Origin of the sequence: Streptomyces sp. NPDC002896 (assembly GCF_040295225.1) — a bacterium.
In the GTDB taxonomy this organism is placed as follows: Bacteria; Actinomycetota; Actinomycetes; order Streptomycetales; family Streptomycetaceae; genus Streptomyces.
In genome coordinates, this window is the sequence record NZ_JBEOVA010000046.1 from 1 (window position 1) to 12,327 (window position 12,327).

The following is a 12,327-nucleotide window of genomic DNA, read 5'->3' on the forward strand; positions in this document are numbered from 1 at the left end:
CCCAGGTGCTGGGCGACGGCGCCGACCGAGGAGTGCGCGGGGTCGATGGTCCACGGCCCGGGCGGCGGCAGCTCGGTACCGCCCTGACGGGCGAGGACGACGTTGCCGATCTCCGCGCGGCCGGTGGCCGTGACGATGGCGGTGGATGCGACGGGTGCGTAGCCGACGGCGGTGACGATCACCGTGTACGGGCCGGGCGCCAGGGGTGTCGCGTCCCGTACGGCGCCCTCGTTGTCGGTCCCGGTGCGCAGCACCTGCGTACCGGTCATGTCGGTCACCGTGACGACGGCATGCGGCACGGCCCAGCCGTCCCGCGTCCGAATGCGTGCGCTGAGCGCCATCCCGTTCTCTCCTTGCGTGGTCTGGGGGCGCCTCGTCCGCCGCGCATGTGTGGCGTGTGCGGCGGGGCGCCGTACCCCCCTGATCCCCCCGGCCGGTCCCCGGCCCCCTGACCGGAATCCGGTCGGCCTTGGCAGCCCCCTGGCTCCTGGCCGTCCAGAACCCTGGCCCGGCCAAGACCCTGGGCCCGGCCAGAAGCCTGGCCCAGGCCGGAGCCTGGCCCCGCCAAGAACCTGTTCCGGCCAGAAACCCTGGCCCCGGCCAGAAACCCTGGCCCCGGCCAGAAACCCTGGCCCCGGCCAGAAACCCTGGCCCCGGCCAGAAACCCTGGCCCCGGCCAAGAACCCTGGCCTCCGGCCGGTCCGCAAGGGCCGTCCCCTGCCCACTGCGACCCGGCCGGAGGCCTCCCGTACCGGTCGCGCAGGGCGCGCCTCCGCTCGGAGCGCGCCCCACGCGGCCGGGGGCCTGCTACTCGCCCGGGTGGGCGAGTTCGATGTCGTGGCCGTCGACTCCGCGTCCGCCCACCGAGAGCCCGGTGGCGACCGGCGGGTAGCCCGTCGCGATGACGGTGTACTCGCCGGCGTCCAGGTCGGTGAAGGCGTACGCCCCGTCCGACCCGGTTGTCGCCGTGCCGACCACGTTGCCCGCGGCGTCCACCAGCGTGACGCGGGCGTCGGCCAGCGCACCGCCGGCGGCCCGCACGGTGCCCTGCACCTGCGCACCGGCGTGGAGTGCGACCTCGATCCGGGTGGTCCCGGTGCCGCCCACCTCGACGGGGAGGGCCAGCGGACGGTGTCCCGCCGCGTTGACCGCAACGGTCACCTGACCGGGCACCAGCTCGGCGAAGTCGAACTCGCCCTGCTCGCCGGTCAGTCCGGTGGCCAGTACGTCACCGCGGACATCGGTCACGATGACCATCGCGCCGGCGACCGGCATCCCGCCGTCGGCGGACCGCACCACACCGCTGAGGCCGCTCGTGCCGCTCAGCAGGATGTCGTACGCGACCGGCTCGTCGTTGACGGTGATCGTCGAGGCCTGCGGCTGGAAGCCGTCGGCGGAGGCGATCAGGACGTAGCTGCCCGCGCTCGGAGCGTCGACCGCGTAGGCGCCGTCGGCCTGGGCGACGGAGCGGCCGAGCTGACGTCCCGCGAGGGAGATCAGCGTCACCGCGGCCCGCGCCACGGGCGCACTCTCGGCGCCGCGGACGTAGCCGCGCACCGGAATCCCGCCACCGGTGGACGCGCCCGCGCCCTCACCCGTGGCCGTCGCGACGGTGGCCACCGCGGCCAGCCGCTGCGTGCCCTCGGGGCCGGCCTCGGTTGTCGAGGCGGCGACGGCCCAGCTCGGCACCTTCTCCTCCGGGGCCGAGGCCTCGGCGACTGCGGCGGCCGGAGCCCCCATCGGGGCAGTGCCCGACTCCTCGCCGGCGGCCTGCGCCAGGGCGCCCGTGGTCCGCAGCGGAACCTCCTTGATGAAGAGGGTCACGAGGAAGGCCAGGAAGGCGATCGGTGCGACGTACAGGAAGATGTCGGCGATGCCGTGCCCGTAGGCGCTCTCCAGCCAGTTGCGGATCGGGCCGGGGAGCAGGTCCATGTCGGGGATCTGACCACTGCCCGCGGCCTTGCCGGCCGCAAGCTGCTGCTTGGGGCTCAGCGAGTCGATGGTGTCCGTGGCGTAGTGGGAGATCCGGGACGACATCACGGAGCCGAGCGCCGAGACGCCGATCGCACCGCCCAGGGAGCGGAAGAACGTGACGACGGAGCTGGCCGAGCCGAGGTCCTGCGGGGCGACCTGGTTCTGCGTGGACAGCACCAGGTTCTGCATCATCATGCCGACGCCGAGGCCCATGAGCGCCATGAAGAGCGCGATGTGCCAGTACGCGGTGTCGTACCGGATCGTGCCCAGCAGACCCAGACCCGCGGTCAGCAGCGCACCGCCCGCGACCAGCCAGGCCTTCCACTTGCCGGTCTTGGTGATGATCTGGCCGGAGATCGTCGAGGAGACGAACAGGCCCGCGATCATCGGGATGGTCATGACGCCGGACATCGTCGGCGACTTGTCCCGCGCCAACTGGAAGTACTGGCTGAAGAACACGGTGCCCGCGAACATCGCGACACCGACGAACAGCGAGGCCAGCGAGGCCAGCGTGATGGTGCGGTTGCGGAACAGCCGCAGCGGGATGATCGGCTCGCTCGCCTTGCTCTCGATGAGGAGGAAGATCAGCGTGAGGACGACCGCGCCGCCGACCATGGCGTAGGTCTGCCAGGACAGCCACTCGTACTTGTCGTCGGCGAAGGTCACCCAGAGCAGCAGCAGGCAGACCGCGGCGGTGATGAAGAAGGCGCCGGCCCAGTCGACCTTGACCTTCCGCTTGACCACCGGCAGGTGCAGCGTCTTCTGCAGCACGATGAGGGCTATCAGTGCGAACGGCACGCCGACGTAGAGGCACCAGCGCCAGCCGAGCCAGCTGGTGTCGGTGATGACACCGCCGAGCAGCGGACCGCCGACCGTGGCGACGGCGAAGACCGCACCGAGGTAGCCGGAGTAACGGCCGCGCTCACGCGGGGAGATCATCGCGGCCATGATGATCTGCGCCAGTGCGGACAGACCACCGGCGCCGAGGCCCTGGATGACACGGGCGCTGATCAGCATTCCGGGGTTCTGCGCGAGACCGGCGATGACCGAGCCCACGACATAGATGCACAGGCCTATCTGGACCAGGGCCTTCTTGCTGACCAGGTCGGCAAGCTTGCCCCAGATGGGCGTCGAGGCCGTCATCGCCAGCAGCGACGCGGTCACGACCCAGGTGTAGGCACTCTGCCCGCCACCCAGATCGCTGATGATCTCGGGCAGCGCGTTGGAGACGATGGTCGACGAGATGATGGCGGCGAACATGCCGAGCATGAGCCCGGACAGCGCCTCCATGATCTGCCGGTGCGACATCGGAGCGTTGCCGTCGGCTTCCGCTCCGTGCTTGGCATGGCTGCCCCGCACACCGGCTGGTGTGGATGTTGCCATGGACTTCCTTTTCTTGCGTTCTTAAGCGGATGTACGGGTGGTTGGTTCCGTGGATTGCGTGGCGTACGTGAACCGCGGTGCGGCGCGGCAGTCGCCGAAGCTGTCGCGCAGGCGCGCGAGGAGAGCGTTTAGCTGATCGACTTCTTCGTCGGACCAGTCCGCCAGGTAATGGGCGAACATCTCGACAGAGCGCTCGTTGAGCTCCGCCAGCTTGTCCCGGCCTGCGGGCGTGAGCCGCAGGATTCGTGAGCGCTTGTCCGCGGGGTCGGGGGACCTGTCGATCCAGCCCCGATCCGCCACATGGGCGACGTGTCGGCTTGTCACCGACATGTCGATGGCGAGCAGCTCGGCCAGCCGGCTCATCCGCATCTCGCCCTCGCGGTCGAGTATGAGAAGTACGGCGGCGGAGCCCCCAGGACAGTCGTGCGGGAGGCTGCGTCCGAGGCCGCGCTTGACGGCGCCGATGGCGCTGATTCGCCGGGCCAGCTCTTCGTACTGCCGCTGCGCGGCCATCACACCTCCCGTTTGTTGCTTAAGGCAACCATAGGTTCGATTGGTTGCTGCAGGCAAATTAAAACGGGCGTACGGGATTAAAGACCTGGCAAAGCAACTACGGGGCAAAGGTAAAATGCCTGGTCAGAGCCCTGGTTGGCCGGAAGGACGCATTCCGGCAGGCGTGTGCGGGGAACCCAGCCGGCGACGCGGGCAAGGGGACGGATACAAGACAGACAAGGGAGGGTGCCCCTGATGAGGGGCACCCTCCCTTGTCTGTGACATACGGGCGAGCCTGCGCTCCCGTCCTTATGCGGCTCCGCCGCACGGACCCCGGTTCGTCAGCACGTGACCACCGTGACGAAGCCGACGTTGACGACGCGCGGGAAGCATCCGTAGCCGCCGCCGTAGCCGCCGCCGTAGAAGCCCGGGTTGAAGAACCCGAGGTTGTTCCCGAAGAAGGCGCGGTTGCCGAAGCCGCACCCGTACGGGTCGCGGCCGCACCAGTTGTTTACGAAGGAAGGCTGCGCCTGGACCGGGGAAGCGGCCGGTGCCGAGATCTGCGGTGCTGCGCTCGCGGCAGGTACCGCTACCGACAGGGCGAGCACCGAGGCCAAGCACGATGCACCTATGAGACCGGAGATGCGCCGCCGGACAGTTCTGGCCATATTGAGTCCTCACATGGTGGGTCTTGCCGCGTTCCGCGGTCGTCCCCGAGCGGACTTGGGTGAATGGGGTGGGACACCCGTGGGTCCTTCCCCATGGCACCAGGCTCCGCCCGTCTCCGAGGTCTCGCAACATCACTCTGAGTAACGAAATCACTCTGGGTGGCACGGCGACCACGCACCCGGCACTTGGGCAGCTCGCACGTATTCGCTAGGGTCCTGCCCCATGGCACACAACCCCCACGCCCCGCAGGGCCCCGAGGGCAACTACGACCCCGCGGGCAGCACGCAGATGTTCCGCGCCTTCGTCGACGAGGGTGCCCCGCAGCCGGGCAGGCAGGCAGCCGCTCCCGCCGGCCCGCGGATCGGCCTGATCCTCGGCGTGGTCGTCGCCGTGGTGATCGTGGCCGCGGTCGCCTGGCTCGCGCTGTCGTAGAGCGGCGGTTCCTGCCGCCGTAAGGCGGCAGCCCCTGCCTACGTCACTTACTTCCACTCCACGGAGACGTCCTGCGTCTCGATGTGCATGCCCAGCGGCACCCGCCAGGCGTCCACGCACACCGTCCAGGTCTTCTTCTCCGTCTCCCCGGCACCGATCGGTGTGGGGAGTTTCCGAGTGGACTCGACCGTCGCCCAGTCGACGCCGAGCGCGCCGATGATGTGCGTACCGAAGGTCACCGTGCCCGAACGCACGGATGAGCCGCCGGAGTTGTGGAAGGCGACGGTCACCTTCTCGCACCACCGATCGTCCGTGGGTTCCCGCGCCACGTCGCCTATGTCCAGGACCGCGGGCCCCGACGGTGTGCCGGAGCCGGAGCCGGAGCCGGAGCCGGAGCCGGAGCCGGGGGCGGACGGTGTGCCGGATCCTCCGCTGCCGCCGGTCGAGCCGCCCGTCGCGCCGGGGGAGGATCCTCCGGAGGAACTCGCCGCCGCACTACTGGAATCGGCGCCGTCCCCGCCCGAGCCGCCGTCGCTGCCGCCGGACGCGCCGGAGCCTCCTGTGCCGCCGTCCGAGGACGCGGAGCCCGTCGCCGGGCCGTCTCCCTGGCCCGAGGCGCCCGCGCTCCCCGGCGTACCGGGCCCAGTGCCGTCCGCCGAGGGGCTTGCGGCCCCGCCGCCGTCCAGTGGCACCAGTTTCACGTCGCCTGTCGGCGCCACGCCCTTGCCGGGGGACGCCTGAGGGGTGGCGGCTGCCGCGCCGACCGCCACGTAGCCGTCGTCGTCGCCGTCTCCGCCCGCGCAGGCGGCCAGCAGACCACCCAGACAGACGACAGCCGCCGAGGCGCCGGCCAGGGCGCCTCGGCGGATGTGCTGCGATTTCGGGGTGTGCTCCCCGGTGAAACACTGCCAAGCGTTTCGCATCGCGTCAGTGTGTCTGACGGTGCATCAAATAGGAACCTCCGGGAGCGGGCCTCCTGGTCCGGGATCAGGCCCAGCCCGAGACCAGGCTGTCCGAGATCAGGCCTAGTCCGAGATCAGGCCGTCCCGCAGCTGCGCCAGCGTCCGCGTCAGCAGGCGGGAGACGTGCATCTGGGAGATGCCGACCTCCTCGCCGATCTGGGACTGCGTCATGTTGGCGAAGAAGCGGAGCATGATGATGCGGCGCTCGCGCGGCGGCAGCTTGGCGAGCAGCGGCTTGAGCGACTCGCGGTACTCCACGCCCTCCAGCGCGGTGTCCTCGTAGCCGAGGCGGTCGGCGAGCGAGCCCTCTCCGCCGTCGTCCTCGGGGGCCGGGGAGTCGAGTGAGGAGGCCGTGTACGCGTTCCCGACGGCCAGGCCGTCGACCACGTCCTCCTCGGACACGCCCAGCACGGCGGCGAGTTCGGGCACGGTCGGGGAGCGGTCCAGCTTCTGGGAGAGCTCGTCGCTCGCCTTGGTCAGCGCGAGCCGGAGCTCCTGCAGGCGGCGGGGCACGCGGACCGACCACGAGGTGTCGCGGAAGAACCGCTTGATCTCGCCGACGACGGTGGGCATCGCGAACGTCGGGAACTCCACGCCGCGCTCGCAGTCGAACCGGTCGATGGCCTTGATCAGGCCGATCGTGCCGACCTGGACGATGTCCTCCATCGGCTCGTTGCGGCTGCGGAAGCGTGCCGCCGCGTACCGCACGAGCGGGAGGTTCAGCTCGATGAGGGTGTCTCGGACGTAGGCGCGCTCCGGGCTGTTCTCGTCGAGTGCGGCCAGCCGCAGGAACAGGGAGCGGGACAGGGTGCGTGTGTCGATGGCTTCGGAGCTGTGGAGGTCCTGAAGCGCGTCGGGCTCGGCCTCGCTCTTGCTGAGCGTGAGCACCTTCGAGCTGCCCTGGTCTGCGGACATGCCACCCCCTTGAGGTCGCTGATGGTCGCGGCCGGCGATCCGGTCGAGGAACGCAGCCTCCACCTGAATACCGGAGGCTGAGCCCCGGCAAACGCGGTTCCAGCAGAATGTCACATGTCGGCAACACGCTGTAGTGACATGTCGACATGTACGGGGCGAATCAATGCAGGAAAAGTGGGGTTCGGCAGGTTTTCGAGGGCCTCTCTGTCGGAAAGTGCGCCCCGGGGCGGACCACTCCTGGCGGTTACGAATCGATTCGATTTGCGGATCGCAGGCGCGCGAAACTTCGGGCGAGGAGCCTTGACACATGCATCTGCGACACACCCAGTTCGGCGCTGATCTGCGACTGGGTCAGATTGCTGTAGTACCGGAGCAGCAGGATCCGCTGCTCGCGTTCCGGCAGCTGGACGAGTAGATGGCGGACGAGATCGCGGTGTTCGACGCCGTCGAGCGCCGGGTCCTCGTACCCGAGCCGGTCGAGCAGACCGGGCAGCCCGTCGCCCTCCTGGGCCGCCTCCAGTGAGGTGGCGTGGTACGAGCGGCCGGCCTCGATGCAGGCCAGGACCTCGTCCTCGGAGATCCGCAGCCGTTCGGCGATCTCGGCGGTGGTCGGGGAGCGGCCGAACGCCGTCGTCAGGTCCTCGGCCGCGCTGTTCACCTGCACCCACAGCTCGTGCAGCCGACGCGGCACGTGGACCGTGCGGACGTTGTCGCGGAAGTACCGCTTGATCTCGCCGACGACGGTGGGCATCGCGAACGTCGGGAACTGCACGCCCCGGTCCGGGTCGAACCGGTCGATGGCGTTGATCAGGCCGATCGTGCCGACCTGGACGACGTCCTCCATCGGCTCGTTGCGGCTGCGGAAGCGGGCGGCTGCATACCGCACCAGCGGCAGGTTCGCCTCGATGAGGGCGCTGCGTACCCGGGTGTGTTCGGACGTGCCGGGTTCGAGCTCCTTGAGCTGGGCGAAGAGCACCTGCGTGAGGGCGCGCGTGTCGGCGCCCCGGCGCTTCTCCGGTGCGCTCTCCGGCGGTAGGGCCTGCGCATCCTGGGGCGGGGCTTGAGGCGCGGTACTGGCCGACACGGTCAACGCCACCCCTTCACTGCGTTTCGAAAGGCTGTTCCACTCGTCGGTCAAAAGCGGTCATAGCATCACAAGACATGTGCACTGTGTGCAAGCACCGCAAAATGCCGTGTTGAGGGCGAGTTGGGCTGCGAAAACGGCCGTCGGCCCGCACCGGAAGGCGAAGGGGGGAGAGGCTCTGCTGTGCGGCCTGGTCAGAACTCGTAGTCGGCGATCACCCAGGTGGCGAATTCCCGCCACAGGGCGACGCCCGCCTGGTGGGCCGGGTGCTCGAGGTAGCGCTTGAGGGCGTCGGTGTCGTCGACCGCCGAGTTGATGGCGAAGTCGTACGCGATGGGGCGATCGGTGATGTTCCAGTCGCACTCCCAGAACCTCAGTTCCGGGATCTGCCCGCCGAGGGCCTTGAAGGCCTTCACGCCCTCGACGACGCGCGGGTCGTCGCGCTCGACGCCGTCGTTGAGCTTGAAAAGGACCAGATGGCGGATCACGGGCGCTCCTCCGTCAGTTCTTGGCGCCGTTGGCGATCCACGTCATGAAGTCGCCGATGGCGTGGGCGGCGCTCGAAATCCCCTCGAACCCTATCTGGACGTAGTCGGCGGCCTTGGCGGGGTCCGTAATGATCACGAATAGCACGAAGACAACCGCGACGTAGAGACCGATCTTTTTCGTCTGCACCACGCTCTGGCCTCCCCTGCCTGCAGTGTTCCGTGCGGCCGCTGTGGCCGGCGGTGAGTGTAACCCGGCCGTGTGACAGCTGAGGTCGTGCCGGGGCGCGTACGTCGCGGTGCACCCGCCCGGCGATAAGGGACCAACGGCCCGGCGGTACGGGTCTTTTGCCTGTCCGCGCCGGCCGGCCGGGCGCGCAGGATGGAGGAGAGCCCGGCGGATCTGGCAGGAGTCCGCGGGGCAGGGACGGGCCCCGCTGCGGGGTCCGCGCCGCGGGACCTCCCCCGGACCGCGGCGTGGACATGTGGGCCTGACCTCGTCGGGGGGAGCGGCTGGTCCCATGTGCCGCTCCCCCCGCCCCGATGGGATGGGCACCCCCGGCGCCTTCACGGCGCCGGGGGTTTTCGGTGTTCTCCGCGCCGGGTCGCCCGGGGAAGCACGAAGGGCCCCGTCCTGCGACGGGGCCCTTCAGAAGCGGTAGCGGAGGGATTTGAACCCTCGGTGACTTGCGCCACACTCGCTTTCGAGGCGAGCTCCTTCGGCCGCTCGGACACGCTACCGAGGGAGATCCTAGCCCAAGGTTGGCCGTGCTCCGAAATCCGTTTCCCCGGGGACCGCGGCCGACGCCTTCAGCGCCGGCGTCACAGCGCCCGTCAGCGCTCGCGGAAGAAGTCCGTCAGCAGGCGCGCGCACGCGTCGTCGAGCACGCCGCCGATTACCTCGGGGCGGTGGTTGAGCCGCCGGTCGCGTACGACGTCCCAGAGCGAGCCCGCCGCGCCCGCCTTCTCGTCGCGGGCGCCGTAGACCACGCGGTCCACACGGGACTGCACGATCGCGCCCGCGCACATCGTGCACGGCTCCAGCGTCACGACGAGCGTGCAGTCGGTGAGCCGCCACTGGCCGAGCGTGGCGGCGGCGCGCCGGATCGCGAGGATTTCGGCGTGCGCCGTCGGATCGCCCGTCGCCTCGCGCTCGTTGTGCCCGGTGGCGAGTAGCGCGCCGTCGGCGGACAGCACGACGGCGCCGACGGGCACGTCACCGCCCCGGACGGCCAGTGCGGCCTCGTCCAGGGCGAGCCGCATCGCCGCCCGCCAGCGGTCGCGTACCGGATCGAGCTGCTGATCCTTCGACTGGTCCTTCGCTGTGCTCACCCGCGGAACCTACTCGGTGCCCGCCCGGAGGCCGGACGGCGGCCTAGCGGACGGTCTCCAGCACCTCCGAGGCCCCGAGGACGTCGGCGATCTCGCCGAGGGCGTCGCCGCCGTCCAGGGCGAGCAGTTCCTTCTCGTCGACGCCGAGGTCCGCCAGGATCTCGGTGTCACCGATGGGGCCCGACGGCACGGAGTCCGCCGCGTCCGCGGCCTCGTCGTCGTCCTCGGCCCCGTCGTCCTCCGGCTCGCCCTCCTCGGTGCCGTCGAGGTCGAGGGCGTCCAGGTCGTCCTCGGCGTCGGGGTCCCGGCCGAGCAGTTCGTCGGTGAGCAGGATCTCGCCGTACGAGCTGCGGGCGGCGGCGGCCGCGTCCGAGACGTAGATACGAGGGTCCTCCTCGCCGTCCACGCGGACGACGCCGAACCATGCGTCCTCCTGCTCGATGAACACGAGCACCGTGTCATCGTCGACCGAGGCTTCGCGGGCCAGGTCGGTCAGATCCGACAGGGTTTCCACATCGTCGAGCTCTGTGTCGCTCGCTTCCCACCCGTCTTCGGTGCGCGCGAGCAGTGCGGCGAAGTACACCGTGACTCTCCCACTGGTCCTAGGCGTGCCGGTTGGGGGTCCCCCCGGCGGAGGTCGAGGGCGGGAGTGCAGTTCAAGCCCCGCCCAATCGGAATCGTGGCAGAAACCCGGCGTTCAGGAGAGGTCTTCCGCCCGCTGTGTCCCGCCTTGTTGTCACTGGATGGGCCTTTGGGGGGCACTGGCACCGGTCCCACGGCACCTGGCGCTAGGCCGGTCGTGGGGTGCGGCTACCAGCGGAACGTACGCATGCGCATCGCCTGGCGCATCCGTGCGGCCCGGGCGCGGCGCGGCTGGACACGGTCGCGCAGCTCCCGCGCCTCGTGGAGATCGCGAAGGAACTGCGCACGGCGCCTCCTGCGTTCGGCCTCGCGCTCCCGCTGCTCCGCGTCCTGCTCCCGGTCCGGCATCGTCCCCACCACCCCAGTCCGTCCTTCCCACTTTCCCTCCGTCGGCCCGTTTGATGCCAGAGCAGGCGGGAGGTCCGGCCGTCCGGTGCCAGAGCGGGCCGGGGTGGGGCCCGGTTACTGTTGTGGTCATGCGTCTCCACGTCGTCGACCACCCCCTGGTCGCCCACAAGCTCACCACCCTGCGCGACCAGCGCACCGACTCCCCGACCTTCCGGCGCCTCGCCGACGAGCTGGTCACCCTGCTCGCGTACGAGGCCACCCGGGACGTGCGCACCGAGCAGGTCGACATCGCGACGCCGGTGGCGAGGACCACCGGCGTGAAGCTGTCCCACCCGCGGCCGCTGGTCGTGCCGATCCTGCGGGCGGGCCTGGGCATGCTCGAGGGCATGGTGCGGCTGCTGCCGACCGCCGAGGTCGGCTTCCTCGGGATGATCCGCAACGAGGAGACGCTGCAGGCGTCGACGTACGCCACCCGGATGCCGGAGGACCTGTCCGGGCGGCAGGTGTACGTCCTGGACCCGATGCTGGCCACCGGCGGCACCCTCGTCGCGGCGATCCAGGAGCTGATCAAGCGCGGGGCCGACGACGTGACTGCCGTGGTGCTGCTGGCCGCGCCCGAGGGCGTCGAGATCATGGAGCGAGAGCTCGCGGGCACGCCGGTGACGGTGGTGACGGCGTCGGTCGACGAGCGCCTCAACGAGAACGGCTACATCGTGCCGGGGCTGGGGGACGCGGGGGACCGGATGTACGGGGCGGCCGAGTAGCAGCCGGTCAGCCCATCAGCCGACCGGCTGACGGGCTGGAGACCGCGACCGGGCAGGCGCCCGTCAGCACTTGCCGTCGGAGGCGGAAGGCGCCGGGGACGGGCTGGTGAGGGCGGCCAGGGCCTGCTCGGCGTCCTGCTTCTTCGCCAGTTCCTTGAAGCCTGTGCCGATGATGAGGTCGACGTCGTCGCCCTTGCGGGTGTCGGTCTGCCGCTCGGCGCCGGCCAGCTGGGTGGCGAGCACCGAGAGAGCCGTGTCGGCGGCGGATTCCGGGCCGAGCAGCACTCCGGGGCCCTTGACCTTCTTGTCGTACTTCGCCGTCGCGTTGCCCACCTTGCCGATGGCGAAGCCGCGCGCCTTGAGCTCGTCGGCGGTCTGCTTAGCGAGGCCGCTGCGGGGCGTGGCGTTGAAGACGTTGACCGTGATCTGAGCCGGTTTCGGCAGGGCCCCGGTCTTCTTCGCGGACGGCGTCGCCGTGGGCGTGCAGCGGCGCCCGGCGCCCGCGGCGTTGGCTTCGCCCCCGCCCGAGAACACGTCGATGAGCTGCAGCGTTCCCCAGCCGATCAGAGCGATCGCGGCGGCGGAGGACACGACCGCCAGCACGATCCTGCGGCGCCGCTTGTGCCGGCGCATGCGCGGATACTTGTCCCCCTTGATCCGGTACTGGCCGCCCATGCCGGGGGGAGTGAGCATGCTCATGAGCGCAGAGTAGTGCGGCCGGGCTGGGATTCCTACTAAATGATCATTGACTCGCGCCTGGTCCAACCCGAAAGGGTCAATGCGGGCCGGTGTCCGGGCGCGCGTGTCCGGCCGGCCCCTGGCGGGAGTGCGGGCCGGAGCGGGCG

15 protein-coding genes and 1 tRNA gene are annotated in these 12,327 nt (G+C 70.3%); 2 read left to right on the forward strand and 14 right to left on the reverse strand.

Annotation, left to right across the window (positions count from 1 at the left end; translation table 11 throughout):
• The 4 genes from ABT009_RS42365 to ABT009_RS42380 all read right to left on the reverse strand — a co-directional run.
• On the reverse strand, positions 1 to 341 hold a 341-nt coding region (locus ABT009_RS42365; protein ID WP_351307125.1), incomplete at its 3' end, for a carboxypeptidase-like regulatory domain-containing protein.
• Between the two features lie 466 nt (positions 342 to 807).
• Entirely contained in the window at positions 808 to 3,282 is a 2,475-nt protein-coding gene (locus tag ABT009_RS42370) for an MFS transporter (protein WP_502990071.1), read from the reverse strand.
• Positions 3,283 to 3,378: 96 nt separating this feature from the next.
• On the reverse strand, positions 3,379 to 3,870 hold the full coding sequence (locus ABT009_RS42375; protein WP_351307132.1) for a MarR family winged helix-turn-helix transcriptional regulator: 492 nt from the start codon (positions 3,868 to 3,870) through the stop codon (positions 3,379 to 3,381).
• A gap of 320 nt (positions 3,871 to 4,190) precedes the next feature.
• Positions 4,191 to 4,466, reverse strand: a complete 276-nt coding sequence (locus ABT009_RS42380; protein ID WP_351307134.1) for a hypothetical protein — start codon at positions 4,464 to 4,466, stop codon at positions 4,191 to 4,193.
• Positions 4,467 to 4,740: 274 nt separating this feature from the next.
• Between ABT009_RS42380 and ABT009_RS42385 the strand changes: the two genes are divergently transcribed.
• Positions 4,741 to 4,950 (forward strand): hypothetical protein, encoded by a 210-nt coding sequence (locus ABT009_RS42385; protein ID WP_351307135.1) that lies wholly within the window; start codon positions 4,741 to 4,743, stop codon positions 4,948 to 4,950.
• A 47-nt stretch (positions 4,951 to 4,997) separates the two neighbouring features.
• Here the strand turns inward: ABT009_RS42385 and ABT009_RS42390 are convergent, their stop codons facing one another.
• From ABT009_RS42390 to ABT009_RS42430, 9 genes are all read right to left on the reverse strand, one after another.
• Complete coding sequence (locus ABT009_RS42390) at positions 4,998 to 5,873, reverse strand: hypothetical protein (protein WP_351307137.1); 876 nt, start codon at positions 5,871 to 5,873, stop codon at positions 4,998 to 5,000.
• A 102-nt stretch (positions 5,874 to 5,975) separates the two neighbouring features.
• Positions 5,976 to 6,827, reverse strand: a complete 852-nt coding sequence (locus tag ABT009_RS42395; protein ID WP_351307138.1) for an RNA polymerase sigma factor SigF — start codon at positions 6,825 to 6,827, stop codon at positions 5,976 to 5,978.
• A 244-nt stretch (positions 6,828 to 7,071) separates the two neighbouring features.
• A complete protein-coding gene (locus tag ABT009_RS42400) occupies positions 7,072 to 7,917 on the reverse strand; it encodes an RNA polymerase sigma factor SigF (RefSeq protein ID WP_351307140.1) in 846 nt (281 codons plus the stop codon).
• Positions 7,918 to 8,105: 188 nt separating this feature from the next.
• Positions 8,106 to 8,399 (reverse strand): Dabb family protein, encoded by a 294-nt coding sequence (locus ABT009_RS42405; protein WP_351307142.1) that lies wholly within the window; start codon positions 8,397 to 8,399, stop codon positions 8,106 to 8,108.
• A gap of 13 nt (positions 8,400 to 8,412) precedes the next feature.
• Entirely contained in the window at positions 8,413 to 8,589 is a 177-nt protein-coding gene (locus tag ABT009_RS42410) for a hypothetical protein (RefSeq protein ID WP_351307144.1), read from the reverse strand.
• Between the two features lie 463 nt (positions 8,590 to 9,052).
• Positions 9,053 to 9,137 (reverse strand) — tRNA-Ser (locus ABT009_RS42415).
• A gap of 93 nt (positions 9,138 to 9,230) precedes the next feature.
• Positions 9,231 to 9,659 carry a tRNA adenosine(34) deaminase TadA gene (gene tadA, locus ABT009_RS42420; RefSeq protein WP_351307197.1) on the reverse strand — a complete coding sequence of 143 codons (429 nt, stop codon included), beginning with the start codon at positions 9,657 to 9,659 and terminating at the stop codon, positions 9,231 to 9,233.
• A gap of 112 nt (positions 9,660 to 9,771) precedes the next feature.
• Positions 9,772 to 10,311, reverse strand: a complete 540-nt coding sequence (locus ABT009_RS42425; protein WP_351307146.1) for a tRNA adenosine deaminase-associated protein — start codon at positions 10,309 to 10,311, stop codon at positions 9,772 to 9,774.
• 227 nt (positions 10,312 to 10,538) lie between these two features.
• Positions 10,539 to 10,718, reverse strand: coding sequence for a hypothetical protein (locus tag ABT009_RS42430; protein WP_351307199.1), 180 nt, complete (start codon positions 10,716 to 10,718; stop codon positions 10,539 to 10,541).
• 128 nt (positions 10,719 to 10,846) lie between these two features.
• Here ABT009_RS42430 and upp point away from each other — a divergent pair, with 128 nt between their 5' ends.
• Positions 10,847 to 11,482 carry a uracil phosphoribosyltransferase gene (gene upp, locus ABT009_RS42435; protein WP_351307147.1) on the forward strand — a complete coding sequence of 212 codons (636 nt, stop codon included), beginning with the start codon at positions 10,847 to 10,849 and terminating at the stop codon, positions 11,480 to 11,482.
• A 63-nt stretch (positions 11,483 to 11,545) separates the two neighbouring features.
• On the opposite strand, the gene ABT009_RS42440 is transcribed toward upp, so the two are convergent.
• Positions 11,546 to 12,181, reverse strand: coding sequence for a LytR C-terminal domain-containing protein (locus ABT009_RS42440; RefSeq protein WP_351307149.1), 636 nt, complete (start codon positions 12,179 to 12,181; stop codon positions 11,546 to 11,548).
• Positions 12,182 to 12,327: the final 146 nt, after the last annotated feature.